The organism is Stenotrophomonas pavanii, from assembly GCF_900101175.1.
GTDB lineage: Bacteria > Pseudomonadota > Gammaproteobacteria > Xanthomonadales > Xanthomonadaceae > Stenotrophomonas > Stenotrophomonas pavanii.
Map to the genome: position 1 here is coordinate 46,127 of NZ_FNFQ01000015.1, position 24,580 is coordinate 70,706.

General features: G+C 68.0%; 20 protein-coding genes. 9 read left to right on the top strand and 11 right to left on the bottom strand.

Annotation, left to right across the window (positions count from 1 at the left end):
• Positions 1-19: 19 nt before the first annotated feature.
• Positions 20-559 (top strand): DUF924 family protein, encoded by a 540-nt coding sequence (locus BLS66_RS19675; protein WP_049469087.1) that lies wholly within the window; start codon positions 20-22, stop codon positions 557-559.
• A 118-nt stretch (positions 560-677) separates the two neighbouring features.
• Here the strand turns inward: BLS66_RS19675 and grxD are convergent, their stop codons facing one another.
• Positions 678-1,604, bottom strand: a complete 927-nt coding sequence (gene grxD, locus BLS66_RS19680; RefSeq protein ID WP_074726603.1) for a Grx4 family monothiol glutaredoxin — start codon at positions 1,602-1,604, stop codon at positions 678-680.
• A 59-nt stretch (positions 1,605-1,663) separates the two neighbouring features.
• Between grxD and BLS66_RS19685 the strand changes: the two genes are divergently transcribed.
• On the top strand, positions 1,664-2,443 hold the full coding sequence (locus BLS66_RS19685) for a polysaccharide deacetylase family protein (protein ID WP_074726604.1): 780 nt from the start codon (positions 1,664-1,666) through the stop codon (positions 2,441-2,443).
• 98 nt (positions 2,444-2,541) lie between these two features.
• Here BLS66_RS19685 and BLS66_RS19690 read toward each other — a convergent pair whose 3' ends face one another.
• Genes BLS66_RS19690 through BLS66_RS19700 form a run of 3 tightly spaced genes read right to left on the bottom strand, consistent with a single transcriptional unit; the run spans position 2,542 to position 5,161 of the window.
• Positions 2,542-3,261 carry a class I SAM-dependent methyltransferase gene (locus tag BLS66_RS19690; protein WP_074726605.1) on the bottom strand — a complete coding sequence of 240 codons (720 nt, stop codon included), beginning with the start codon at positions 3,259-3,261 and terminating at the stop codon, positions 2,542-2,544.
• 4 nt (positions 3,262-3,265) lie between these two features.
• On the bottom strand, positions 3,266-3,883 hold the full coding sequence (locus tag BLS66_RS19695; RefSeq protein ID WP_074726606.1) for an SGNH/GDSL hydrolase family protein: 618 nt from the start codon (positions 3,881-3,883) through the stop codon (positions 3,266-3,268).
• Positions 3,884-3,886: 3 nt separating this feature from the next.
• The gene (locus BLS66_RS19700) at positions 3,887-5,161 is read right to left on the bottom strand and encodes a pyridoxal phosphate-dependent aminotransferase (RefSeq protein ID WP_049469076.1); all 1,275 of its coding nucleotides are present in this window, start codon (positions 5,159-5,161) and stop codon (positions 3,887-3,889) included.
• Positions 5,162-5,273: 112 nt separating this feature from the next.
• On the opposite strand from BLS66_RS19700, the gene rsgA reads away from it, so the two are divergent.
• On the top strand, positions 5,274-6,383 hold the full coding sequence (rsgA, locus tag BLS66_RS19705) for a ribosome small subunit-dependent GTPase A (RefSeq protein WP_049469074.1): 1,110 nt from the start codon (positions 5,274-5,276) through the stop codon (positions 6,381-6,383).
• Between the two features lie 137 nt (positions 6,384-6,520).
• A complete protein-coding gene (locus BLS66_RS19710) occupies positions 6,521-7,774 on the top strand; it encodes a flavohemoglobin expression-modulating QEGLA motif protein (RefSeq protein ID WP_049469072.1) in 1,254 nt (417 codons plus the stop codon).
• 438 nt (positions 7,775-8,212) lie between these two features.
• Here the strand turns inward: BLS66_RS19710 and BLS66_RS19715 are convergent, their stop codons facing one another.
• The 4 genes from BLS66_RS19715 to BLS66_RS19730 all read right to left on the bottom strand — a co-directional run bounded on the left by BLS66_RS19715 (position 8,213) and on the right by BLS66_RS19730 (position 14,046).
• Complete coding sequence (locus BLS66_RS19715) at positions 8,213-10,510, bottom strand: TonB-dependent receptor (protein ID WP_074726607.1); 2,298 nt, start codon at positions 10,508-10,510, stop codon at positions 8,213-8,215.
• A gap of 227 nt (positions 10,511-10,737) precedes the next feature.
• The gene (phbB, locus tag BLS66_RS19720; protein WP_005419193.1) at positions 10,738-11,478 is read right to left on the bottom strand and encodes an acetoacetyl-CoA reductase; all 741 of its coding nucleotides are present in this window, start codon (positions 11,476-11,478) and stop codon (positions 10,738-10,740) included.
• A gap of 24 nt (positions 11,479-11,502) precedes the next feature.
• Positions 11,503-12,831: a CitMHS family transporter gene (locus BLS66_RS19725; RefSeq protein ID WP_005419191.1), complete on the bottom strand. Its 1,329-nt coding sequence runs from the start codon at positions 12,829-12,831 to the stop codon at positions 11,503-11,505.
• Between the two features lie 75 nt (positions 12,832-12,906).
• On the bottom strand, positions 12,907-14,046 hold the full coding sequence (locus BLS66_RS19730; RefSeq protein ID WP_057494592.1) for an OprO/OprP family phosphate-selective porin: 1,140 nt from the start codon (positions 14,044-14,046) through the stop codon (positions 12,907-12,909).
• Positions 14,047-14,288: 242 nt separating this feature from the next.
• Here BLS66_RS19730 and BLS66_RS19735 point away from each other — a divergent pair, with 242 nt between their 5' ends.
• Genes BLS66_RS19735 through BLS66_RS19750 form a run of 4 tightly spaced genes read left to right on the top strand, consistent with a single transcriptional unit; the run spans position 14,289 to position 18,099 of the window.
• Positions 14,289-14,978, top strand: a complete 690-nt coding sequence (locus tag BLS66_RS19735; protein WP_049469990.1) for a response regulator transcription factor — start codon at positions 14,289-14,291, stop codon at positions 14,976-14,978.
• Positions 14,953-16,362 carry a sensor histidine kinase gene (locus BLS66_RS19740; RefSeq protein ID WP_074726608.1) on the top strand — a complete coding sequence of 470 codons (1,410 nt, stop codon included), beginning with the start codon at positions 14,953-14,955 and terminating at the stop codon, positions 16,360-16,362. Before BLS66_RS19735 ends, BLS66_RS19740 begins: the two co-directional genes overlap by 26 nt.
• A complete protein-coding gene (locus BLS66_RS19745; RefSeq protein WP_074726609.1) occupies positions 16,359-17,414 on the top strand; it encodes an ABC transporter substrate-binding protein in 1,056 nt (351 codons plus the stop codon). The genes BLS66_RS19740 and BLS66_RS19745 overlap by 4 nt, the downstream gene beginning before the upstream one ends.
• A 28-nt stretch (positions 17,415-17,442) precedes the next feature.
• Positions 17,443-18,099, top strand: a complete 657-nt coding sequence (locus BLS66_RS19750; protein ID WP_049469997.1) for a response regulator — start codon at positions 17,443-17,445, stop codon at positions 18,097-18,099.
• Between the two features lie 90 nt (positions 18,100-18,189).
• Here BLS66_RS19750 and BLS66_RS19755 read toward each other — a convergent pair whose 3' ends face one another.
• From BLS66_RS19755 to BLS66_RS19765, 3 genes are all read right to left on the bottom strand, one after another.
• Complete coding sequence (locus BLS66_RS19755) at positions 18,190-18,456, bottom strand: hypothetical protein (protein WP_141098713.1); 267 nt, start codon at positions 18,454-18,456, stop codon at positions 18,190-18,192.
• A 433-nt stretch (positions 18,457-18,889) separates the two neighbouring features.
• A complete protein-coding gene (locus tag BLS66_RS19760; protein ID WP_074726610.1) occupies positions 18,890-21,538 on the bottom strand; it encodes a hybrid sensor histidine kinase/response regulator in 2,649 nt (882 codons plus the stop codon).
• Between the two features lie 66 nt (positions 21,539-21,604).
• Positions 21,605-22,774: an OprO/OprP family phosphate-selective porin gene (locus BLS66_RS19765; protein ID WP_049469977.1), complete on the bottom strand. Its 1,170-nt coding sequence runs from the start codon at positions 22,772-22,774 to the stop codon at positions 21,605-21,607.
• A 331-nt stretch (positions 22,775-23,105) separates the two neighbouring features.
• Here BLS66_RS19765 and BLS66_RS19770 point away from each other — a divergent pair, with 331 nt between their 5' ends.
• On the top strand, positions 23,106-24,449 hold the full coding sequence (locus tag BLS66_RS19770; RefSeq protein ID WP_006468434.1) for a dicarboxylate/amino acid:cation symporter: 1,344 nt from the start codon (positions 23,106-23,108) through the stop codon (positions 24,447-24,449).
• Positions 24,450-24,580 lie beyond the last annotated feature (131 nt).

Consider the following 24,580-nt stretch of genomic DNA (forward strand, 5'->3'; position numbering starts at 1 on the left):
GGGCCCTGGGGAGTAGGTAATGGACGTTGCCGCGCACGTGGTGGAATTCTGGAAAGAGGCGGGCCCTGCGAAGTGGTTCGCCCGCGACGACGCGTTCGACGCGCAGTTCCGCCAGTTGTTCCTGGATGAGCATTACGCTGCGGCATCGCGCGCGCGCGAGCATTGGCTGGGCAGTGCCGAGGGCGCGCTGGCGCTGATGCTGCTGCTGGACCAGTTCCCGCGCAACTGCTTCCGCGGTACCGCCCACTCCTACGCCACCGATGGCCTGGCCCGGCACTACGCCATGCGCGCCATCGAGGAAGGCCTGGACCTGCAGCTGGTGCCGAAGCTGCGCGCCTTCATCTACCTGCCGTTCGAGCATTCCGAGGACCCGCTGGACCAGGACCGCTCGGTGGCGATGTTCGACGTGCTGGGCGACAAGGAATACCTGCAGTACGCCGAACTGCACCGCGACATCATCCGCCGCTTCGGTCGCTTCCCGCACCGCAACGCCGTGCTGGGGCGCATCCCCTCGCCGGAGGAACTGGACTACCTGGCCGAGGGCGGATTCGCCGGCTGAAAAAAGGGGACGGAGGGGATTAAGTCGTTTATGCCACAAACGACTTAATCCCCTCCGTCCCCTTTTTAGGGGTCAGATCGCCTTTCCGCAGGAAAGGGCTCTGACCCCGGGCCTTCAATCAGTACTTCGGCACGCCGTTGTCGACGTCTTCCGACCAGGCGTTGATGCCGCCGGTGACGTTGAACACCTTGGTGAAGCCCAGGGCGCGGAACTGCTCGGCGGCCTGCGCGCTACGGCCACCGTGGTGGCACAGGAAGGCCAGCGCGGTGTCCTTGGGCAGGGCCTCCAGCGCGGCGCGGCCGTTGCCGTCGAAGGTCTTGAACGGCACGCCCACGGCAGCGATCTCGCGCTCATCGGCCGGGCGCACGTCCACCAGGATGATGGTGCCGGCGCGCACCAGGTCGTCGGCATCGCGCACGCTGATTTCCTGCACCGGCTTGGGCGCATTCGGGTTGTCGATGGCCAGGCCCTTGCCGCGGATGTCGTCCACCCAGTCGATGGTGATGCCGTTGGCGCGACGGGCGCTGGCCAGGTCGAACTGCACGCGCAGGCCGTTGGACTCGGCGGCAATGGCGCCTTCGTCGTGCGGGGCCAGCTGGAAGTTCGGCTGGAAGCGCGCGTCGATGGTCAGCTGCAGCGCAGCGCCCGGGGCATCGGCGAGCGCGCCCTTGAGCATTTCCACGGCGGCCGGGGTGACGGTGATGCTCGGCGGGGTGCGATCCGGCGCGGCCAGGCCGAGCACGCTGCTCAGCTCGCCGCTGGCGGCCATCTGCAGCACGATGTCGCTGCCACCGACCAGTTCGCCGTCGATGTACAGCTGCGGGATGGTCGGCCAGTCGCCATAGGCCTTGATGCCTTCGCGGATTTCCTGGTCGGCCAGCACGTTGACGTGGGCGAACTCGACGCCGAGGTCCTGCAGGGCGCCCACGGCCTTGGCCGAGAAACCACACTGCGGCATCGACGGCTGGCCCTTCATGAACAGCACGACGCGGTTGGCGTTGAGGATGGATTCGATGCGCGAACGCAGGGCGGGATCGAGGGACATGGACGTCGGGGTTCCGGGAATTCGAATCATCAATTCTACCCCTCATGGCATCATGGGGGATGAGCAACGCAGGAACATTGCATCGCATCCCGACCCGGCCCTGGCGCTGGCTGCCCTGGCTGGTAGCGTCGCAGCTGGCGGTGATCCTGGTCTGGGCCCTGGCCGGCTGGCGCTGGGGGCTGCCCGTGATGGTGGCCAGCCACGCACTGTTCCTGGTGCCGGTATTCCTGCCCAACAGCCGCTTCTACGCGCCGGTGCTGAGCCGGTTGCCGGACGCCGGCAACAGCGTCTGGTTGACCATCGATGACGGTCCCGGCCCGGAAACCCGCGCCGTGCTCGACCTGCTGGACCAGCACCAGGCCCGCGCCACCTTCTTCCTGGTGGGCGAGCGCGCGCTGGCGCAGCCGGAACTGGTGCAGGAGATCCTGCGCCGCGGCCACGACCTGGGCAACCACAGCCACAGTCATCCACAGGCGCGCTTCTGGCGGCTGGGCCCGGCAGCGATGCGTGCCGAGATCGAGGGCTGCCAGCATGCGCTGCAGGCGGTGGGCGGTCGTCCGGTGCGCTGGTACCGCTCGGTGGTCGGCATGACCAATCCATTCGTGGCGCCGGTGCTGAAGACGCTGGGACTGGTGCGCGTGGGCTGGAGCGCCCGTGGCTACGACGGTGTCGGCTGCACGCCGGAGGGCGTGCTGTCACGGCTGTTGCCGGACCTGCGCCCGGGCGCCATCGTACTGCTGCATGAGGGCGCCGCCCACGGCCACAACCTGGCGATCATCGCGCGCGTGCTGCAGGTGCTGGACGAGCGTGGGCTGAAGGCGCGGCTGCCGGTCCCGTAACGCCAGCCTGGTGATATAGAGCAGCCGAGCATGGGCTCGGCGCTGCAAGGGTTGGCGATCATCCTGTAGTGCAGCGCCGCCACATGCTGTGCTCGGCGCTACGACGCGGGGCGTTCGGCCACCAGCAACCAGCTGTTGAACGGCGTGCGCCCGTGCAGGGCGCGCGGTGCCGTCACCGTCAATCCGGCCTCGGCCAGTGTCGCCTGCAGCACCTGCGGGTCGGGGTAATGGCGCGGTCGCGTGCCCATCCAGCCGACCAGCCAAGCCAGCCGGTCCGCCACCCGCGTGGTGCGGTCGCGGCCATCGCCGGTGGCCAGCGGCGTGCGCAGCAGCAGGCGACCACCGCGGGCGACCCGGGCACTGGCCGCGCGCAGCAGCGCCTGCTGTGGGCCCGCATCCAGGTACTGCAGCACATCCAGCAGCAGCACGTGCCCGGCCTGCGCAGGCAGCGGTGCCTGCACGTCCAGGCAGTCGAAACGCACAGCGGGCAGGCCGGCGGCGGCACGCTGCGCACGCGCAATCTTGCCGGCGTCCACGTCCACGCCCAGGTAGGGCTGGAAGCCACCGCGCTGGCGCAGCACGTGGGCGAACAGGCCCAGCCCGCAGCCCAGGTCCAGCACCGGTTGCCCGTCGCCAGGCAGGTGCTGCAGCACGCCGTCATACAGCGGGTCGCTGCCCAGCTTGCTGCGGGTGTAGTAGTAGTCGCGGCGGCTGGCCCAGGCGTGCGCGGGGCGGAATGCCTCGGCGATCGCACGGGCCTGCGGTGCGGCCAGGGGAGTGCAGGGCAGGGGCGAGCCGTTCCGTGGCGTGCCGTCCATCGCCTCAGTCCGTTCCGCCAAGCAGGTGCGCGGCGACCGGCAGTGCGCGAGCGCTCCACAGTGCGTACATCCGGGCCGACGGGTGCAGGCCATCGTCGGCGATCATCGCCGGATTGCCTCCCTGGTCACGGCTGATGTCGGTGATGTCGACGAAGGCCACGCCCTGCTGGGTGCAGATCACTTCGGCGGCCGCGTTGAATTCGTCGGTCTCGATCTCGATCGCGGCCAGGTCACGGCCGCTGCCGATACCGAACGGGGTTGCGCCCCAATCGGGGAAGGACAGCACCAGCACGCGCCCGGGACGACCACCGGCCAAGCCGATCGCCCGCTGCAGCAGGGCCTGGAACTGCACGCGGTACTCGTCCAGCGGGCGGCCGCGGTACTGGTTGTTGACGCCGATCAGCAGGCTGACGACATCGAACGGGCCCTGCGGCGCGGCCGCATCGATGCCGGCGTCCAGCTCGTCGGTGGTCCAGCCGGTGGTGGCGATGGTCTGCGGGTCCGCCAGCGCCACATCCTGCGCACGCAGTGCGGCGGCCAGCTGGTGCGGCCAGCGGCCTTCGACCGCAACCGCTTCACCGATGGTGTACGAGTCGCCCAGCGCCAGGTAGGACAGCGCCACGGCTCAGGCCACCGAGCGGCGCGGCTTCAGCGGCACGACCTTGGTCGCGTCCTCGGCACGGCGGGCCAGCACGCGGTCGATGCGGGCAAACACATCGCGCATCACCGACGCTTCCGGCAGCAGGGTCACGCGGAAATGATGGCGGTACGGCACATTGAAGCTGGAACCCGGCACCACCAGCACGCCTTCGTTGTTCATCAGGTCCAGTGCGAAATTGTGGTCGTCGAAGCCCTTGGCGGCGGCACCGACCACGGCCGGGAATGCGTACAGCGCACCGGCCGGCGCGACCAGCGACAGGTGTTCGCTGGCTGCGCAGGCCTCGATCACGGCGCGGCGGGTTTCATACAGCCGCCCGCCCGGGGTGCACAGTTCGGAGATGGTGTCCGGGCCGTTCACTGCGGCCTCGATGGCGTACTGGCCCGGCACGTTGGCGCACAGGCGCAGTGCGCCCAGCAGGTCCAGTGCAGCGCGGAAATCGCCCAGGCGCGCATCATCGCCACTGAGGTGGGCCCAGCCCACGCGCCAGCCACAGGCGCGGTGCACCTTGCTCAGGCCACTGAAGGTCAGGCACGGATGGTCGCCGGCCAGCGGCGCGACCGGCTGGAACACCGCATCGTCGTACAGGATCTGGTCGTAGATCTCATCGACCAGCAGCAGCAGGTTGTGGCGGCGCGCGATCTCGACCACGCGCTCCAGCAGTTCGCGCGGGTAGCTGGCGCCGCTGGGGTTGTTCGGGTTGATCAGCACGATGGCGCGGGTGCGCGAGGACACCAGCGTCTCGATCTCGCTCGGGTCCGGCTGGAAGCCGTTCTCGGCGGCGCAGCGGTAGTACACCGGACGGCCATCGTTGAGGATGGTCGAGGCCGACCACAGCGGGTAGTCGGGTGAAGGCACCAGCACTTCGTCGCCCGGGTTGAGCAGGGCGCGCAGCGACAGGTCGATCAGTTCACTGACGCCGTTGCCGACGAACACACGGTCAGGATGCGCATCCGGCGCGCCACGGCGGGCGTAGTACGCGGCGATGGCTTCGCGTGCCACCGGCAGGCCCTGCTGGTGGGTGTACGGGTCGGTGCGGCCCATGTCATCGGCGATCGCGCGCTGCAGGTGTTCGGGTGCACGGAAACCGAAGTTGCCCGGGTTGCCGATGTTGAGCTTGATCAGCTTGCGGCCCTGCGCTTCCAGCTCCCGGGCTCGCCGCGCCAGTTCTCCGCGGATTTCGTAGCGCACTTCGGAAAGGCGCTCGCGGATGGCCAGGGGCTTGGGCGAGGGGGTGGACATGGGGCTGGGCCGTCAGTGGCGTGGGGTTTCCATCCTACCGGAATTGCTGCAGCGCATGGCAAGGGCGCCGGGCTTGTCATTGCTGGGCTGGCAGGGGGCTGGCACAGGTAGAATGGCGGCGATGACCCAGACCCCCGATTTCATCGCCCTGCAGACCATCGGTTGGCCCTGGCCGGGCCCGGCGCAGCAGGCCGACTGGCAGGCCGTGATGGCCACGCACCCGCAGGCCCGCCCGGCCCGGGTGATCGAACAGCACCGCACCCACTACGTGGTGGCCGATGGCCCGGATGCGTCGATCAAGGCCGAATCGCTGCCGGAATGGCAGCGCCCGCGCTTCCCCAGCCACGAGCGGCCTGCAGTGGGCGACTGGGTGCTGCTCGACGGCATACGCATCGTTGCGCTGCTGCCGCGCCGTACCGCGATCAAGCGTGGCGCCGCCGGCGAGCACTACCACCAGCAGGTGATCGCGGCCAACATCGATACGGTGTTCATCGTCTGCGGCCTGGATGCCGACTTCAATCCGCGCCGCATCGAGCGCTACCTGCTGCTGGTCGGCGGTGGCGGTGCCGAACCGGTGGTGGTGCTGACCAAGGCTGACCAGACCGAGTACAGCGAGGATGCGCTGGCGGTGCTGGAAGAGCTGGAAATGCAGGGCATCGCGCTGCATGCGATCAATGGGCTGGATGCCGACAGCGTGGCGGTGCTGCAGCCATGGCTGGGCCCGGGCCGCACCGTGGTGCTGGTCGGTTCCTCCGGTGCCGGCAAATCCACGTTGACCAACACCCTGCTCGGCGAGCAGCGCATGAAGACCAATGCGGTGCGTGCCAATGATTCGCGCGGTCGCCACACCACCACGCACCGTGCGCTGATGCCGCTGCCGACCGGCGCGTGCCTGATCGATACGCCGGGCATGCGCGAGCTGAAGCCGACCGGCGAAGAGACGCTGTCCGAAGGGGGCTTCGCCGATATTGAAGCGCTGGCCGAACAGTGCCGGTTCCGCGACTGCTCGCATCACCAGGAACCGGGCTGTGCGGTACGGGCGGCGATCGAGGCCGGCGAGATCGAAGAGAGCCGGCTGCTGAATTACTTCAAGCTGAAGGAAGAAGTGGCGGCCGCTGCCGCCAAGCTGGCGGTACGCCAGGCCGAAACCGCGCAGGAGCGCGGCGGCAGGAAGGGCAAGGGCCAGCAGTTCCGCCCGGCAGGCAAACCGCGCCGGCGTTGATCGGTGTCGCGGGGTCGGATCCCATTGCACTGCAACGGGCTCTGATCCCTGCAATGAATCTGCGTCTGCCTGCTTCGGGTGGGTGCCAACCACGGTTGGCACCTACCAACGCGCGGGCAGGGCGTTATAGTCCGCGCATGGAACCGACCGCGACGCTGGACCGTGAGGTGGCCCACCATGCAGCGCTCGATGCGCGCCTGGTCGAGGCCGTGGGCGGCATCCGCCTGCTGGGGCTGACCAGCTGGCCGGCCACGGTGCAGGCACCGTTCCTGGACAGCGTGGCGCGCGGCCAGCCGGTGCTGCCGAAAGTGGATTACCCCCGGCTCGACTTCAGCGAAGAGCGCCGTGCGCTGGCCGCGATCGCTGCCGACTGCGATGACAGCCACCCGCTGGGCCACTATGTGCAGCAGTCGGCGCAGAGCTGGGACCTGGCCGCGCAGCTGCTGGAAGGGCTGGGCACTGCCGCCGTCGATACCTGCTCGGTGCAGCTGTTCGGTGCCCCCGAGCAGCCGCTGCCGGGCAATGGCCCGAGTACGCGCGACGCGGCGCGCCACTTCATCCAGATCGCCGCCGAACTGGACCACGAGCTGCTGGCGCCCGAAGAGCAGGTGCCGGTCTCGGCCATTGCCCTGCAACTGCAGCTGCAGAACGATCTGGATGCGTTCTTCGAATCGCGCATCATCCAGGTGCAGCTGGATCCGGAACTCGTTTCCAAGGCCGCCGCCGGCCCGACCCGCATCCGCCTGCGCACCAGTGCGCGCTTCAGCGCCTACGACCGCGCGCAGCTGTTCCACCATGAAGCGCTGGTGCACTCGCTGACCGCATTGAATGGCCGCGGCCAGCCGGTACTGCCGAGCCTGGCGTTGTCCTCGCCACGGGTGACGGCGACCCAGGAAGGGCTGGCCACGTTCGCCGAGCAGATCACCGGCAGCATCGACATCGAGCGCCTGAAGCGGATCAGCCTGCGCACCGAAGCGATCGCGATGGCACGCGAAGGCGCCGACTTCATCGAAGTGTTCCGCTACTTCTGCGATGCCGGGCAGAACCCGGAGGAGAGTTTCGCCTCGGCACAGCGCGTGTTCCGCGGGGTGCCGCCCAGCGGCGGCCTGGCGTTCACCAAGGATACGGTGTACCTGCGCGGGCTGGTGTCGGTGCATACCTTCTTCCGCCACATGCTGGCCGAGGATCGCCTGCAGGTCTGCCGCTGGTTGTTCGCCGGCAAGATGAGCCTGGCCGATGCGATCGCGTTCGCGCCGTTGTTCGAGGCGGGGGTGTTGAAGCCGCCGCGCTGGCTGCCGCACTGGGTGAGCCGGGCGAACGGCCTGGCCGGGATGCTGGCGTTCTCGCTGTTTGCCAACCGCATACGGATGGACCAGCTGGCGCCGGAATGAAATGCGTTGGCGGGATGATGCGCTGGCGCCTCGATGGATATCGCTGGGCGGCGGTGGGGCACCCTGGCCAGGACACGCCGTAAACCCATCCATGGGGGCTCGATCGGCGCATCCATGCGCCTCACGGTCCTGGCCAGGGTGCCCCACCGCCGCCAGACAGTTTCCCGCGCGGGCGGCAGCACATCACCGCGCCGAAGGGATTGCGCTTGAAAAGCAAAGAGCCGGGCAATGCCCGGCTCTTTGCTTTTGCTCTTCTTTGCCTTCCGCACCGTGGCGCGGGAAGCCGTCGAGCAGGGTCGGATGGGCCGGCGCAGGACCGTTGGCGCCATGGATGGCGCCATCGAGCCCCCATGGATGGGTTTACGGCGTGTCCTGCGCCGGCCCATCCGGCTCTGCCCCGCGATGATAATCAAGACGCCGCGGAGCAACGCTTTCGACTTAGAACTCCGCCGCCACCGTCATGAACAGTTGCCGCGGTGCGCTCGCGTGGATCGCATAGCGCGTGCCGTTCGGGTCGGTCGGTGCGAACGAGCTCAGCTGGCCCGCGTAGCGCTTGTTGGTCAGGTTGGTCGCGTTCAACGACACCCGCACGTTGCGCAGGCCCAGCCCCGGGCCGAAGTCGTAGCCGGCACCGGCGTCGAAGGTGGTCACGCCCGGCACCGACTGGTCGTTGGTGTAGGTGTAGTAGCGCTTGCCGGTGTACTTGGCACGCAGGCTGGCGAAGAAGCCATCACGGTTCCAGCTGATCTCGCTGGAGGCCATGCGCTGCGGCGTGTCCACCGTGATCTTGCCGGCCACCGGCACCACCGCACCGCCGGACAGATAGTCGTCCTCGTAGGTGGTCTTGTTCCAGGACAGCGCGTTGTACCACTGCAGGCCATCGATCGGCTTGAGGATGAAGGTCAGTTCCGCGCCATGGCTCTTCACCGAACCGACGTTGATGAAGCGCGTCACGCACTCCGGGCGCGTGCCGACCTCGATGCTCGAGCACGGGTTCAGCGACAGCAGGCGGTTGTCGAACGTGACGTTGTATGCGGCGATCGACGCCTGGTACTTCTCGCCGAAGGTACGGAAGCCGGCTTCCAGGCTCTTGGACTTCTCCGGCTCCAGCCCGGCGCTGGCCGCGAACGATTCGGGCGACACCTGCAGCGGGCCGCCGCTGCCACCGCCAACGAAGGCGGCGATGTTCTCGGCGTAGGAGGCGAACAGCTCATTGTTGGCGTTGAGCTTGAAACCCACGCCCACCTGCGGCAGCACCGATTCCTTGGCGGTCAGCGTGCCCGAGGCGATGCGGGTCTCGACACCGGGCTGCGCGGTGGCGCGCATGCGGGTGTTGGGGCTCTTGATGCCCACGTCCACGGTCAGGCGCTGGTCCAGAAAGCGCATGCGGTCCTGCACGTAGAACTGGCGCGTGCGGATGTCGAAGTCCTGGTTGAACAGCAGGCGGTCGGGGTTCTTCAGGTACAGGTCGTCCAGGAACGGGCCGCTGATGTAGTAGAAGTTGCGCGACACGTTATGGTCGTTCTGCTCGTACCACAGGCCGGCTTCCAGCTCGTGGATGCCCACCGTCCACGACAGCGCGGCGGTCAGGCCATCGCGGTTGATCGTGTAGTTGGTGCTGCGGATCGAGATCGGCAGCATCCTGTCGGTACCCGGGTAGGACGGCTGGCCCGGCGCCCACCAGTGGCCCTGGCCACGGTTGTCGTGGTGGTAGGCCAGCAGCTTCAGGCGACCCTGCTCGCCCAGGCGCAGGTCGGCATCGATCGAGTACAGGTTGTCGTCACGCAGCGCACGGCTCTGGTAGTACGCATCGTCGATGCTGTTGACGCCGCCGCTGAACTTGCAGCGCGCCTTGTTGTAGGTGCCCGGCGCGCAGTACGCGGCGGCGACGGCGCGATCCCAGTCCGGCGCGTAGATGTTCCAGTCATAGCCCAGTCCGCGTGCCAGCATGTCCTTGGACAGGTAGGCGTAGTTGGCCTGGCTGGCGCGCGAGGTCGCCACGAACGCACCGAAACGGTGGTCGCCGACATTCCACACTGCCTTGGCATTGAACTGGCGGGTGGTCTGGTTCTGGTACGGCGCGGCCCACATGTCCTGGTCCTGGTGCACGCCGGACACGTAGGCCGAGAAGCCGTTGAGGTCGCCGGTGTCCACGCGCAGGTAGCCACGGCGCTGGTTGTTGTCGCCGACGGTGACGCTGGCGCGGCCACCGAACTCGGTGGACGGGTCCATCGAGAAATACTGGATGGTGCCGCCGAGGTTGCTGGTCGAGGCCACGCCCAGCGAACCGATGCCCTGCGACAGTTCGGCGCCGGCCAGGTTCTCGGCGATGATCGCGCGGGCAATGCTCAGCCCGTTGTAGTTGCCGTAGCTGTTGTCGCCCAGCGGGATGCCGTCCAGCGTGTAGCCCAGGCGGCTCTTGTCGAAGCCGCGCAGGCTGATGGTCTGCGATTCCTCGTTGGCACCGAAGGCATCGTTGGACTGCACCGACACACCCGGCAGGCGGTCGAGGATCTTCTGGCCACTGGTACCCGGCGGCAGCACCTGCTTGTCCACGGCAGTGATGCGCTGCACCTGGCGGGTCTCGCCTTGGCCGATCACAGAGACGGTATCCAGCGTCTGCGCGCTCAGCGCGGCATCGGTGCTGGCGCCGGTATCGGCGGTGGTGGCGGCATGGGCGCTGGCAGCGGCGAAGAGCGCGATCGCTACGGCGATCGTCAGGTGTCGGGTCTGCATGGTGGTCCGTTGCATGGGGAGTGATCACCGGCACGCGTGCGCGGTGCAGGGCCACTATGCGAACGGAACATGAAACCTTCTTTACGGAAAACCAACGAACGGTGCAGGGCACCCGCGCAGGTCCGGCAGCCGGATGAAAAAGGGGCCGGATTCCCTTCGCAAGCGAAGGTTCACCGGCCCCGCGCACTCCGTGGGGGAGGCGGTCCACGCGCTGCGTGGAGGAGGGCTCAACCCATGTACAGGCCACCGTTGACCGGATAGTCGGCGCCGGTCACGTACGAGGCTTCATCCGAGGCCAGCCACGCGCACAGGCCGGCCACTTCCTCGGGGCGACCCAGGCGGCGTACCGGCACCGAGGCTGCCAGCCGGTCCAGTACATCCGGCGGGAAGCTGCTGATCGCCTGGCTGGCGATGTAGCCCGGCGACAGCGTGTTGACGGTGACGCCGCGCGAAGCCACTTCGGCGGCCAGCGCACGGCTGAAGCCATGCATCGCGGCCTTGGCGGTGGCGTAGTTCACCTGGCCGATCTGGCCCTTGTGGGCGCTGACCGAGCCGATGTTGATGATGCGGCCCCAGCCGCGCGTGGCCATGCCGTCGACCACCTGCTTGGTCAGGTTGAACAGCGCATTGAGGTTGGAGGCGATCACCGCGTTCCAGTCCTCCACCGTCATCTGCCGGAACAGCAGGTCGCGGCTGCCGCCGGAGTTGTTGACCAGTACATCGACCTCACCGACTTCGGCGCGGACCTTGGCGAACGCCGCGCTGGTCGAGGCCCAGTCGGTCGCGTTGCCTTCGGAGGCGATGAAGTCGAAGCCCTGTTCGCGCTGCTCGCGCAGCCAGTTGGCCTTGCGCGGCGAGTTCGGCGCGCAGCCGGCAACCACGGTGTGGCCGCTGCGGGCCAGGCTCTGGCAGATGGCAGTGCCGACACTGCCCATTCCACTGGTGACGTAAGCGATTCGAAGCGTCATTGCAGAAGGCTCCTTGGCAAAGGGTCAGGCGGCGAGGGGATACAGGCCGAACAGCAGGCTGCCGATCATCAGCAGCATCGAGATGGCGATGGCCCACTTCAGGGTGAACTTCTGGTGGTCGGCGAATTCGACCTTGGCCAGGCCCACCAGCAGGTAGGTGGACGGCACCAGCGGGCTGAGCAGGTGCACCGGCTGGCCGGCCAGCGAGGCGCGCGCCATTTCCACCGGGGTGATGCCGTAGTTGCCGGCGGCCTCGGACAGGATCGGCAGCACGCCGAAGTAGAACGCGTCGTTGGACATGAAGAAGGTGAACGGCATCGACGCCACAGCCGTGATCACCGCCAGGTACGGGCCCCACGATTCCGGAATCACCGCCAGGAAGCTGTGCGACATCGCTTCGACCATGCCGGTGTTGTTGAGGATGCCGGTGAAGATGCCTGCGGCGAAGATCAGCGACACCACCGACAGCACGTTACCGGCATGGTTGACCACGCGGCGACGCTGCTCGGCCAGGTTCGGGTAGTTGATCACCAGTGCGATGGCAAAGCCGACCATGAACAGCACCGGCATCGGCAGCACGCCGATGATCAGCGCGGTCATCAGCGCCACGGTCAGCGCCAGGTTGACCCACAGCAGCTTCGGGCGCTTGATGTCTTCGGCGTCTTCCACGGTCGGCAGCGGATTGCTGTCATCGGACACGCTGTTGTCCATCCAGCTGCCGCCCTTGGGCAGGGTCACCACGCCGAGGCGACGACGTTCCTTCAGGCCCAGGTACCAGGCCAGCAGCAGTACGCCGGCACAGGCGATCACCATCGACGGGATCAGCGGCACGAACACATCGGCCGGGTCTACGTGCAGCGCGGTGGCCGCGCGTGCGGTCGGGCCGCCCCACGGGGTCAGGTTCATCACGCCGCCGGCGAGGATGGTCACGCAGGTCATGTTCAGTGCGTTCATGCCCAACCGCTGGTACAGCGGCAGCATCGCCGAGACGGTGATCATGTAGGTGGTCGAACCGTCGCCATCGAGCGAGATCAGCATCGCCAGCACCGCGGTGCCAAGCACGATCTTCATCGGGTCGCCCTTGACGAAGCGCAGGATCACCCGCACCAGGGGATCGAACAGGCCAGCGTCGATCATCACCCCGAAGTAGAGGATGGCGAACATCAGCATCACGCCGGTCGGCGCGATCTTCTTGATGCCCTCCAGCATCATCTCGTCGATGCCGGCACCGAAGCCACCGATCAGCGCGAACAGGATGGGAATGGTGATCAGGGCGACGAGCGGCGACAGGCGCTTGCTCATGATCAAGTACATGAACGTAATGACCATGCCAAAGCCGAGGATGCTCAGCATCATCTGCGGACTCCTTGCGAAAACAGGACGTGGGGAGTGGAAGGGGCCGGGCGCCGCGCGCCCGGAATGTCAGGTCTAGAAGTCGTACTGCAGGCGGCCGGTGACCGCGCGCGTGCGGTCCACCGTGACTCCGGCCAGGCGGTCGCGGTTGCGGCTTTCGATCACGTTGAGCATGAAGCGCAGGTTGTCGCGCAGGTACCAGTTGCCACCCAGCGTCCACGCCTCAGTGCTGCCACGGCGCAGGTCCGGCGCGCCGTCGAGGTGCTGTGCGCCCCACATCTGGTCGTAGCGCAGCGCCACTTCGAAGGCCCCGGCCTTGTGGCGGATGTCCTTCACCCGCGCGAAGCGGCCGGTCTTGCGGTCGTAGGCGCGGCTTTCGCCGGTGACGAACCAGCTGAGCATGCCGTAGGCAGCCATCACGTCGCCGCGCTGGGCGCCGTCATCGAAGGTGGCGCCGCTGAACTCGCCCTGCCACGACAGCGGGCCGCGCACCTGCGCGTATTCCAGCGACCACTTGTTGACGTCGGTATCGCGGCCGGCGGAGAAGTCGACCAGGGTCAGGCGGCTCTCGTCGGACAGGTGCCCGGCCGGGCGCGGGCGGATGCGCAGGCCGGGCACGCCATTGGCGCCAGGGTTGTCATACGCCTCGCGGGCCAGCGACAGGCCCAGGTGCAGTACGTCCCCGTCGCTGGGCGAGGGCGACCAGGTGACGCGGCCACCGGCCGCACGGCCCTTCACCTGCCAGGCGTCGATGCTCTCCAGGCTGTAGACGCTGGCTGCCCAGGTGAAGTCACCGGGGTTGGCCTGCCACGAGGCACCCAGGCGGTACAGCGGTGCCAGCGTGGTGCCGGCGTTGCCGCGCTCCAGGAAGGTGCCGTAGTTGGAACTGGTACGGTCATCCAGCGAGAAGAACTGCTTGAACTGGCCCACGGTCAGCTTGCCGGCCTTGCCGAAGCTGCGGGCCAGGTACACGTCCTTGGCCTCGACGCGGTCGCCGGAGAAGTCGGCTTCCAGCTTGTAGTCGACCACGAAGAACTTGCCCGACACATCGACCCAGGCACGGCGGATCTCGGTGTCGTCCTTGTTCGGGGTACCGCGGTTGTCGTTGTCGAAGCTGGCAAAGTCCAGGTGCAGGCGGCCACCGAGGGTGGCGGTGACCGGACGGTCGTCTTCGGCAGCGAAGGCCGGCGCCGACAGGGCAGCCAGCGCCATCATGGCGACAGGACGCCGCCAGGCAAACGTGAATTCCACAAACCCTCCCAGGTGCGCGCCAGGCGCGCGGCAATCGTGGGCACCGGACGGTGCGCGGCCGCAGTCTGGGTCGGGCAAGCTGTCATCGTCCTGTCAACGGTTTGTGCGGTGCAGCGTAAAACCGGCCGCTGCGCTCATTGGGCCACGCCCGGCAAGCGCGATGGCGGCATGCGGTAGCATTCGTTTCCCCTCCCACACCTGTGCCCATGCGCCTGCTGCTGGTCGAAGACAATCCGGACCTGGCCGATGCGATCATCCGCCGGATGCGCCGCAGTGGGCACGCGGTGGACTGGCAGGCCGACGGACTGGCCGCGGCCAGCGTGCTGCGCTACCAGAACTTCGACCTGGTGGTGCTGGATATCGGCCTGCCCAAGCTCGACGGCCTGCGCGTGCTGGCCGGCATGCGCGAGCGTGGCGACAGCACGCCGGTGCTGATGCTGACCGCGCGTGACGGCATCGAGGATCGCGTGCAGGCGCTGGATGTCGGCGCCGACGACTATCTGGGCAAGCCCTTCGATTTCCGCGAGTTCGAAGCGCGCTGCCGCGTGCTGCTGCGGCGCGCGCGTGGCCAGGCCAGCGAAGTGGTGCAGATCGGCGGCTTCCAGTTCGACAATGCGGCGCACCGGGTCAGCCTCGACGGTGAGCCGATCGAACTGCCCAACCGCGAGTACCGCCTGCTGGAGATCCTGGTGGGTCGCCTTGGCCAGGTGGTGGGCAAGGACGAGATCGGCAACGGCCTGTTCGGCTTCGACGACGAGGCCGGACCGAATGCGATCGAGCTGTATGTGGGGCGGCTGCGCAGGAAGCTGGCAGGCGCGCCGCTGCGCATTACCACCGTGCGCGGCGTGGGGTATCTGCTGGAAGCCAGTGATGGCGTTGCCGATGCAGACGGCTGACACGCGCGCCGCCAACATGGCGCCGGGGTCGTTGCGGCGTACCCTGCTGCTCTACCTCGGCGCGCTGCTGGCCGTGTTCGCGGTGGCGCTGCTGTTTGCCGCACGCGATTATGGCCAGCGTGCCGCCAACCGATCCTACGATCACCTGCTGGTGTCCTCGGCACTGTCCATCGCCGATTCGGTGGCCCTGGTCGATGGCCACTGGCAGGTCGACCTGCCGTACGCAGCGTTGGACCTGCTGGCAATGGCCCCGGAAGACCGCGTGTTCTATCGGGTCGCCGACAGCCGCGGCACGCTGATCACCGGCTACGGCGACCTGCCGGCGCCGCCGCGCCGGCCCGGTACGCAGCCGCAGCTGTTCGATGCAGCTTACAGCGGTGAAACCGTGCGCTTCGTGGTGGTCGGCCGCAGCTTCGCCGCAGCCTCGGCGCAGGGCGAGGTACAGGTGCAGGTCGGCCAGACCCGGCGCGCGCGTGAAGCCGTCGCGCAGGACATGGTCAACCGCGCGTTGCTGGCGATCGGCGTGCTGTCCGGGCTGCTGCTGGCACTGGTGGCGTTCGGCGTGCATCGCGCATTCCGGCCGCTGGTGCGGGTGGAGCGCGAGCTGTCGCGCCGCGAGCCCTCCGACCTGAAGCCGCTGGACGCCCGCGTGCCGCGCGAGATGGACCAGATGGTGGCCGCGTTGAACCGCTTCATGGAACGCCTGTCCAGCAGCAACGAGACACTGCGCGCCTTCATGGCCGAGGCCGCACACCAGATGCGCACGCCGCTGGCCGCGCTGCGCGCGCAGGCGCAGCTGGCGCTGGATGACGATGATCCAGAGGACATGCGGCGCAGCCTGCAGGCGATCGAGCGCAACGCCACGCACATGAGCCGCCTGCTCAACCAGCTGCTCAGCGATGCCAGCGTGATCCATCGTTCGCACCTGCAGCGCTTTGCGGCGGTGGACCTGGCCGAGACAGTGCACCAGGCGTTGCATGAAGCACTGCCGCAGGCCGGCCCGGCACCGCGCGTGCAGTTGGCGATGACCGCCGAGCCGGTGCAGGTGCACGGTGATGCGCTGCTGCTGCGCGAGGCGATCAAGAACCTGGTGGACAACGCACTGAAGTATGGCGGCGACGGCCCGTTGCAGATCGCGTTGACCGTCGAGGGCGGGCAGGCCGTGCTGACCATCGCCGACCATGGCGCTGGCATCGCCGCGGCCGATGCCGAGCGCGTGTTCGAGCGCTTCGCGCGTGGCGAGGGCGCGCCGTCCGGCGGTGCCGGGCTTGGCCTGGCCATCGTCAAGCGCGTGGTCGACAGCCATGGCGGCCGCATCGACCTCAGCAACCGCCCGCAGGGTGGACTGATCGCCACCATCCGCCTGCCCCGGAGCCGCGCATGATCCGCCTGTTCGCCATCGCCGTTGCCCTGCTGCTGGCCCTGCCGGTGCTGGCCGCGCCGGGTGAGGTGCGCCGCTTCCCGGCACAGGCAAGGACCACCGCGCAGCTGCGCATCCACGGTACGACCGATATCGAAGTGTTCGCAGTGGTCATCGCCGACTACCAGCGCCTGCACCCGGGTACCGAGGTGGTGTACGAGGACATCATCACCCAGGACCTGTACGCGCGGTACCTGCACGACCGTACGGGACCGGCCTCGCCGGACCTGCTGATCTCCAGCGGCATGGACCTGCAGACCAAGCTGGTCAACGATGGCCACGCGCTGCCGCACCGCTCGGCGCAGACCGCCGTGTTGCCGGCTTGGGCGCAGTGGCGCAGCGAGGCGTTCGGGATCAGCTATGAGCCGGTGGTGATGGTGTACAACACCCGCGCGCTGCCGGCGGCGCAGGTACCGCACACGCGCCGCCAGCTGCTCGACCGGCTGCGCGCCGAGGGCGCACCGCTGCGCGGCAAGGTCGGCACCTATGACATCGAGCGCAGCAGTGTCGGCTACCTGCTGGCGACACAGGATGCGCAGCGCGGCAGCATTGCCGGTGCGCTGCTGGGCGCACTCGGCGACAACGATGTGGTGCGCGAGGAGCGCACCGGCGTGCTGCTGGACAGGGTGGCCAGCGGCCAGCTGTCGCTGGCCTACAACGTGCTTGGCTCCTACGCACAGGCCCGCATCGACGCAGGCGCGCCCCTGGGCATCATCGAACCCGAGGACTACACGCTGGTGGTGCTGCGCACCGCGGTGATTCCGCGTACCGGCCCGCATCCGGAGGAGGCGCGGCGTTTCCTCGACTACCTGCTGTCGCCGCGTGGCCAGCAGGTGCTGTCGCGGGAAGCGCGCCTGATGCCGATCGTGACCGGTAATGCGCGTGGCGACCATGCGCCTGGGCGCAGCCGCCGCCCGATCCAGCTGGGCCCAGGCCTGCTGGTGTACCTGGATGCGCTCAAGCGCCGCCAGTTCCTCGATGCCTGGCGCAGCAGCGTCGAGCCGGCCGGGCGCTGACGCGGCGACCTGCCCGTACAATGGCGGCATGAGCGAATACACCATCCTGATCGCCGATGACCACCCGCTGCTGCGTTCGGCGGTGGTGCAGTCACTGCGGCAGAGCCTGCCGCTGGCGCAGGTGCGCGAGGTGGCCAGTGCCGATGCGTTGGCCGAGGCGCTCGACGCACAGCCGGACGTGGACCTGGTGCTGCTCGACCTGACCATGCCTGGCGCCCATGGTTTTTCCGCGCTGCTGCACGTGCGTGGCTCGCATCCGGACATCCCGGTGGTGATCCTCTCGTCCAACGACCACCCGCGGGTAATCCGCCGCGCCCAGCAGTTCGGCGCGGCCGGTTTCATCCCGAAGTCGGCCCCTGCCGAAACCATCGGCGAGGCCGTGCAGGCAGTGCTCGACGGCGGCCTGTGGTTCCCGGCGATGGCCGCCGAGCGCTCGGAGGCCGACGCGTTGCTGGCCAGCCGCCTGGCCCAGCTGACCCCGCAGCAGTTCCGCGTGCTGCTGTGCCTGGCCGATGGCCTGCTCAACAAGCAGATCGCCTACGAGCTGGGCCTGGCGGAGAACACGGTGAAGGTGCACGTCACTGCCATCCTGAAGAAACTCGAATGCCATAGCCGCACGCAGGCGGCGGTGCTGGTGAAGGCGCTGGAACCGGAAGGCGACGCGCGGGCAGGGATGGACGGCTGACCCGGGTGGGCCGCACGGCCCCGCAGTGGTGTCCGGAACCTTCGGAGTGGTTGAATCAACGGCGCCGGGGCGAAAACGGAATGTGGCGTGTCAGTTGCCGCTGATCGCGCGCAGTGCCGGATCGGTCGAAAAGATGAATCTGTTCTCGTATCCCATCCTGGAATCCTCAGACGCGTCAGCGTAGCTGTAGGTGGGGGCGGCTGCATCCGACGCAAACCTGCGGCTCCATGTTTCATGACCGGCGAGGCTTCCGCTCCGGACGAGACCGATGCAGATGCTCAGGCCGCATGAAAAACCTTCAAGTACACCTTCCTGAGCCATCGCACGTTCAAGTGCTGACCGATAGTGGCGGGTCAAGTCCTGCACCTCGGAGCTGGATGCCGCCTCCTCTGACAGGCGTTTGATGTCGGGCGCTGAAGGTCTGTCAGCGATGCACCCCGCGCAGCACAGGCAGAAGAGCAGCGCTGTGATGTGATGGCGGCCTCGGAGGAGCGCGATGGATGGGTAAGGGCAGGGCATGCGGAATCCTCGGCCGTAGGCTGTGGCTGTCTTCAGTACGGTCTGTCGATCAGCCGAATGCGGGAATCTTCCGTTCCTCGGTGGCGCTGGTCAGTCAGGAGACTGCCCTTTCTCTGCTCGGACTCTCCCCTTGCGTGCCTATCGACGCGGGGCATTCCGTTCCTTCCCACCCAGAGATGGTGTGCGAAGACGTCTGGGGTTCGGCAGGGCATCTGCGAAGGGCACCGCCTCTCGCGCCGTGGCACGGCGGCGCGCGCGTGGTGGAGTCGTCCTATCCCCGATGCCGCAACAGCAACTGCGTCATCAGGGCCCGCAACGCAGGCGGTCGCACGGGCTTGTGCAGGAAGCCCCAGCCGTGTTCGGCGGCATGCGCCTTCAGGGCCTCATCACGCTCGGCGGTCACCAGGATCACCGGCGGCCGTGCCTTCCACAGCGTGCACAGCGCTTCATACAGGTCCGGCCCGTGCCATTGCCCCATGCGCACGTCCAGCAGCAGCAACTGCGGCACGTTCAAGGCGCTGGCGATTTCCAGGGCGCCCTGCGGGCCGTCGGCGAGCTCCACCTGGCAACCCCAGCGTTCCAGCAACGCGCGGGTCGCTGCACAGACGTGGGGATCGTCGTCGATGCTCCACACCCGGCATTGGCGCAGCGGGCTGTCGTCGGCGGGTTCGCTCGCCACGACCGGCGCTGCGGTGGTTGCCACCACATCGTCGGCGCGCCCGAGTGCCACGCTCACGGCGAACACGCTGCCCCTGCCCAGGGTCGAGCGCAGGCTGATGCGGTGGCCGAGCAGGCGGCCGATGCGTTCGACGATGGCCAGGCCCAGGCCGGCGCCACGTTCCTGTTCCACGCCATCATTCAGGCGACGGAACTCTTCGAAGATCTCTCCCTGCAGGCTTTCCGGAATGCCGGGCCCTTGGTCGTGCACTTCGATGCGCAGCTGGTCGCCTGCGCGACGGCAGCCGATCAGCACGCGCCCACGTGGCGTGTAGCGCAGCGCGTTGGAGAGGAAGTTCTGCAGGATACGGCGCAGCAGCGCTTCATCGCTGACCACCACCGCGCGGGTGTCCACCCAGTCCAGTTGCAGGCCGCGGCTCTGAGCAGCGATACCGAACTCGCGTGCCAGGGTTTCCAGCAGCGGTGAAATCGCGAACGCGCGCACGCGGACCTGCAGCGATCCTGATTCCAGGCGCGAGATATCCAGCAGGCTGTTGAGGATCGCATCCTGCGCGGCCAACGCAGCGTCGATATGGTCGGCGGTCTGCTGCTGCGCCGGGTCGCCCAGCTTGCCGCGCAGTACCGAGACGAACATGCGCGCTGCATTGAGCGGCTGCAGCAGGTCGTGCACGGCGGAGGCGACGAATCGCGTCTTGTAGCGGTTCGCCTGCTCGGCCTCGCGGCGAGCTTCGTCCAGGTCGCGGGTGCGCTCGGCGATGCGGTGTTCCAGCGCATCGGCCAGCGAGCGCAGTTCACGCGCGGCGTTCTTGTAGCTGGTGATGTCGGCATAGCTGGTGACGAAGCCGCCGTCGGGCAGCGGGTTGCCGCGGATTTCCAGCACCGTGCCGTCGTCTTTTTCGCTCTCGCGCATGTGTGGGCGGCCGCTGCGCAGGTGATTCAGGCGGCGCTCGATGGCTTCGTCCACCGGGCCGGGACCGAGCAGGCCGCGACGGGCGTTGAAGCGGAACAGTTCTTCGATCGGGCGGCCGACCCGAACCAGCTCCGGCGGAAACCGGAACAGTTCCAGATAGCGCGAGTTCCACGCGACCAGGCGCAGTTCCCGGTCGATCACCACCACGCCCTGCGGCAGGTGCTCGAGGCTGCGGCTGAGGCCGCTGTCGGCCTCGGTGGCCGCCTGCAGCAGGCCATCCTGCGCGGTGCGCAGTTCCTGTGCATGTTGCTTGAGCAGGGTTTCCAGCTCGCGGCGGCTGCGCAGGCGATGTTTGGCCAGGCGCCGCCGCTGCTGCACGAACAGCGTCAGGAAGCCCAGCGCAAGCCAGGCTGCGCCGCCGGCCAGCGCGGCATCGCGTCCTGCACCGCTGGCCGCCCCTGCGTCGTGCAGCAGGTGCAGGTTCCAGCCTTCGACGGGCAGCGGCAGGGTCTGCCACAGCATGGGCTGCGCCAGCGCCGGGTCCAGCAGCCGCACCATGCGCCCGCCGTCGGCCAGCAGGTCTTCGGTGCGCGCGCGCAGCGGTTGCAGTGATCGATCGGCGTACTGGCGGCTGTCGAGCATTTCGCGGCGCTCGATGTCCCCGAGCGGGCGCAGCAGCCGGTAGCGCCAGTTGTCACGGTTGGCGAGGAAGACCACGTCGTGGTCGTCGCTGGCCAGCACCACGTCCGGACTGCTCAACCATTCCTGCTCCAGTGCGGACAGTTCGACCTTGATCACCACCACCCCGAGCCGCTTGCCGCCTTCCTCGATCGCCTGGGACAGGTAGTAGCCGGGCACGCCGGTGGTCATGCCGATGCCGTAGAAGCGTCCACGGCCCTGGGCCAGGGCCTGGCGGTAATAGGGCCGGTAGCTGTAGTTCTCGCCAACGTTGCTGGTCGGCTGGTCCCAGTTGCTGGCGGCCACCGCCACGCCGTCGTGGCCGACCAGGGTCAGTGTGGACGTGCGGGTGACTTCGTTGGCGCGCTGCAGCTTGAGGTTCAGCCGCTGCCGTTCGGCGGGGGAAGGGGGCACGCGCAGCGCCTGCAGCAGGTCCGGATCCAGCGCGAGCACCTGCGGCAGGGTGCCGAAACGGTCGATGCGCTGTTGCAGGCCCTGGCCATACAGCTGCAGCTGGCGCTGCACCTGGGCGCTTTCACTGGCCAGCGCCTGGCGCCACGCATAGTGGCCGGCTGCAATCGCGCACAGCAGGGTGCCACCGACCATCACCAGCAGGGTCAGCAGCAGCATCCGGTGGCGTCTGAGCCAGTACATGGCGGCAGTCTACGCAGGGCCGGCGGGCGTGGCGTGCACGCCCGCCGGGGTCTGACGTGGAAGGGGTCAGAAGTGCATCTGCGCGCGCAGTTCGAAGATCTCCGGCGTGCTGTGCACGCCACGACGGCTGGCGTCGACCTTCACGTAGTTGGCCTGGAACTTGAAGTGGCTGGTCAGGTACCAGTTCGCGCCCAGCGTCAGGTCGTGCTGGCGGCCGCCGAGGATGCTGCCATCGTCCAGGTCGAGACGGCTGTATCGGGCCAGCAGTTCGACCGCGCCGTAGTTGTGCGCCGGCTTGATGTTGGCCACCGCGCCAGCGTTGTACGGGCGCGACTCGCCGGTCAGCACCCAGCTGGCCATCGCGTACTGGCCGCTGCCGGTGTAGTCCGGCTTGCCGTCATGGCGGGTGACCGTGGCGCGCAGCGCTTCGGCCTGCAACGAGAACGGGCCACGGATCCAGATGCCTTCCAGGCCGGTGCGGCGGATCTGGTCGGCGGTGACCAGCGCGCCGGAGTCGACGTAGCGGATGTCGGTCAGGCCGGCTTCCGGGCGCGCACGCAGGCGCGCGCTGGCCTCATGGTGCACGTCGCGGCCATCGCTGTAGCCACGCGGGTTTTCCTGCGAGTAGGCCAGGCCCAGGTGGATCACATCACCCGGTGCCTTGACCGGCGTCCACACCGCACGCACGGCCTGGGTCGTGCCGGGATTGTCGCCCTGCAGGTCCTTGCCACCATAGGCGCCGGCCTGCAGCAGGTACTGCGGCCGTTCCAGCACCCACTCCACACCGGTACGGCGGCCTTCGTAGAAGGCCTGCACCGGCAGCGAGGTCTCCAGGAAGCTGCCGGCACGCGAGGAGGTGTTCGCATCCAGGCCAACCGGGGTCTTCATGTAGCCGAAGCGGAAGCGGCCGACGTCACGGCCGAACAAGGCCTTGCTTTCGAAGCGCACGAACACGTCCAGCCAGGTGTCGGCCTGGAAGTCGTAGTACACCATCGCGTCGTAGACGCCCTTCTTTTTCAGCGTCGCGCCGAATTCCTTGCGGCGCACGGCATCGTCGTCTTCCAGGCCACTGGCCGAGGAGAAGTCGTTGTAGTCGTAGGCGATGTTGGCGGTGGCCGCCAGCTCGGTGCCATCGCCGAAGGTGTACTTGGTCGGCCAGTTGTCGAAGTCGGCAGCGGAGGCGAAGGCGGGAAGGGCGGCCAGCGACAGGGCCAGCAGGGTGGGATTCGGGCGCATGTTGGGTGCGGCTCTCTCGGATTGCAGGTGGACAGGACATCAACGGCCGCGAGGGCCGGAACTTTCGCAAAGACATGCCCAGCGGTTCAGCCCGGGCCACCAGGCTCCCCGGGATCGGGCGGTGCGGCGCCAGTGTAGGCACCCGTGCCACCTGAACCGGGGGGCTAGTACCAATAGGTTATCTGCGCTGGCGTGCCCGGCGCGTACAAAGGCGTCCATTGGTCTCAGCGTTGCGCGTGCCGTGCAGGCGCTGCGATCAGTTTCCACGGTAACGGTTCCCGTGCAGTCCCGGGGCCGTACGTGCCTGAAAACGCCCCTTCCGGAGTCCGCCATGCACATCCCGACCGCAGCCCCGGCGCCTGCAAAGCCGTTGCCGATCTATCGCCAGCTGTACTTCCAGGTGATCGTGGCGATCGTCCTGGGCGCCATCCTCGGCCATTACGAACCGCTGATCGGCGAAAAGATGAAGCCGCTGGGCGATGCCTTCATCAACCTGGTGAAAATGATCATCGCGCCGGTGATCTTCCTCACCATCGTCACCGGCATCGCCAGCATGACCCACCTGCGCACGGTGGGCCGGGTGTTCGCCAAGGCGATGGCGTACTTCCTGTTCTTCTCCACGCTGGCGCTGATCGTCGGCATGATCGTGGCGCACGTGGTGCAGCCCGGCGCCGGCATGAACATCAACCCGGCCGAGCTGGACCAGACCGCGGTGCACAGCTACGTCGAGAAGTCGCACGACCTGACCCTGGTCGGGTTCCTGATGGACATCATCCCGAAGACGCTGCTCAGCGCCTTCGTCGACGGCAACATCCTGCAGGTGCTGTTCGTGGCCGTGCTGTTCGGCATCGCGCTGGCGATGGTGGGCGAGAAGGGCAAGCCGGTGCTCAACTTCCTGGAGGCGCTGGTCGCCCCGGTGTTCAAGCTGGTGCACATCCTGATGAAGGCGGCCCCGATCGGCGCCTTTGGTGCGATCGCCTTCACCATCGGCAAGTACGGCGTCGGTTCGCTGATCAACCTGGCCTGGCTGGTGGGCTCGTTCTACCTCACCGCGTTCCTGTTCGTGGCGGTGATCCTGGGCCTGGTCTGCCGCCTGTGCGGATTCTCGGTGTTCAAGCTGGCCCGTTACCTGAAGGCCGAACTGCTGCTGGTGCTGGGCACCTCCTCCTCGGAGTCGGCGCTGCCGTCGCTGATGGAGAAGATGGAACGCGCCGGCTGCAGCAAGTCGGTGGTGGGCCTGGTGGTGCCGACCGGTTACTCGTTCAACCTGGACGGTACCAACATCTACATGACCCTGGCGGCGCTGTTCATCGCCCAGGCCACCAATACCGAACTGACCCTGGGCCACCAGATCGCCCTGCTGCTGGTCGCCATGCTCAGCTCCAAGGGCGCGGCCGGCGTCACCGGTGCCGGCTTCATCACCCTGGCCGCCACCCTGGCGGTGGTGCCGGAAGTGCCGGTGGCCGGCATGGCGCTGATCCTGGGCGTGGACCGCTTCATGAGCGAATGCCGCTCGCTCACCAACTTCATCGGCAATGCCGTGGCCACCGTGGTGGTCTCGCGCTGGGAAGGCGCGCTGGACCGCAACCGCCTGCAGCTGGCGCTGGATGGCCGCGAAAGCGAGCTGCCGCCGCCGGTCGATGCACTGCCCGAGGCGCTGCCGGCCAAGGGCTGATCCAGGTGTGTGGTACCGCGGGGCCGGCCACGACAGTGGGGCGGCCCCGCGGCGTTTCAGGGCGTCCCATGGCTGTCATGGGCAGCGCCGATGCTGGTCTGGGCTCCGGTCGCATACGGCACGGAATTGTG

Excerpts from the sequence above, each read along its gene's own strand:
- BLS66_RS19675 (WP_049469087.1), top strand. The coding sequence starts at position 20 with ATGGACGTTGCCGCGCACGTGGTGGAATTCTGGAAAGAGGCGGGCCCT.
- grxD (WP_074726603.1), bottom strand. The coding sequence starts at position 1,604 with ATGTCCCTCGATCCCGCCCTGCGTTCGCGCATCGAATCCATCCTCAAC.
- BLS66_RS19685 (WP_074726604.1), top strand. The coding sequence starts at position 1,664 with ATGAGCAACGCAGGAACATTGCATCGCATCCCGACCCGGCCCTGGCGC.
- BLS66_RS19690 (WP_074726605.1), bottom strand. The coding sequence starts at position 3,261 with ATGGACGGCACGCCACGGAACGGCTCGCCCCTGCCCTGCACTCCCCTG.
- BLS66_RS19700 (WP_049469076.1), bottom strand. The coding sequence starts at position 5,161 with ATGTCCACCCCCTCGCCCAAGCCCCTGGCCATCCGCGAGCGCCTTTCC.
- rsgA (WP_049469074.1), top strand. The coding sequence starts at position 5,274 with ATGGCGGCGATGACCCAGACCCCCGATTTCATCGCCCTGCAGACCATC.
- BLS66_RS19710 (WP_049469072.1), top strand. The coding sequence starts at position 6,521 with ATGGAACCGACCGCGACGCTGGACCGTGAGGTGGCCCACCATGCAGCG.
- BLS66_RS19715 (WP_074726607.1), bottom strand. The coding sequence starts at position 10,510 with ATGCAGACCCGACACCTGACGATCGCCGTAGCGATCGCGCTCTTCGCC.
- phbB (WP_005419193.1), bottom strand. The coding sequence starts at position 11,478 with ATGACGCTTCGAATCGCTTACGTCACCAGTGGAATGGGCAGTGTCGGC.
- BLS66_RS19725 (WP_005419191.1), bottom strand. The coding sequence starts at position 12,831 with ATGCTGAGCATCCTCGGCTTTGGCATGGTCATTACGTTCATGTACTTG.
- BLS66_RS19730 (WP_057494592.1), bottom strand. The coding sequence starts at position 14,046 with ATGATGGCGCTGGCTGCCCTGTCGGCGCCGGCCTTCGCTGCCGAAGAC.
- BLS66_RS19735 (WP_049469990.1), top strand. The coding sequence starts at position 14,289 with ATGCGCCTGCTGCTGGTCGAAGACAATCCGGACCTGGCCGATGCGATC.
- BLS66_RS19740 (WP_074726608.1), top strand. The coding sequence starts at position 14,953 with ATGGCGTTGCCGATGCAGACGGCTGACACGCGCGCCGCCAACATGGCG.
- BLS66_RS19745 (WP_074726609.1), top strand. The coding sequence starts at position 16,359 with ATGATCCGCCTGTTCGCCATCGCCGTTGCCCTGCTGCTGGCCCTGCCG.
- BLS66_RS19750 (WP_049469997.1), top strand. The coding sequence starts at position 17,443 with ATGAGCGAATACACCATCCTGATCGCCGATGACCACCCGCTGCTGCGT.
- BLS66_RS19760 (WP_074726610.1), bottom strand. The coding sequence starts at position 21,538 with ATGTACTGGCTCAGACGCCACCGGATGCTGCTGCTGACCCTGCTGGTG.
- BLS66_RS19765 (WP_049469977.1), bottom strand. The coding sequence starts at position 22,774 with ATGCGCCCGAATCCCACCCTGCTGGCCCTGTCGCTGGCCGCCCTTCCC.
- BLS66_RS19770 (WP_006468434.1), top strand. The coding sequence starts at position 23,106 with ATGCACATCCCGACCGCAGCCCCGGCGCCTGCAAAGCCGTTGCCGATC.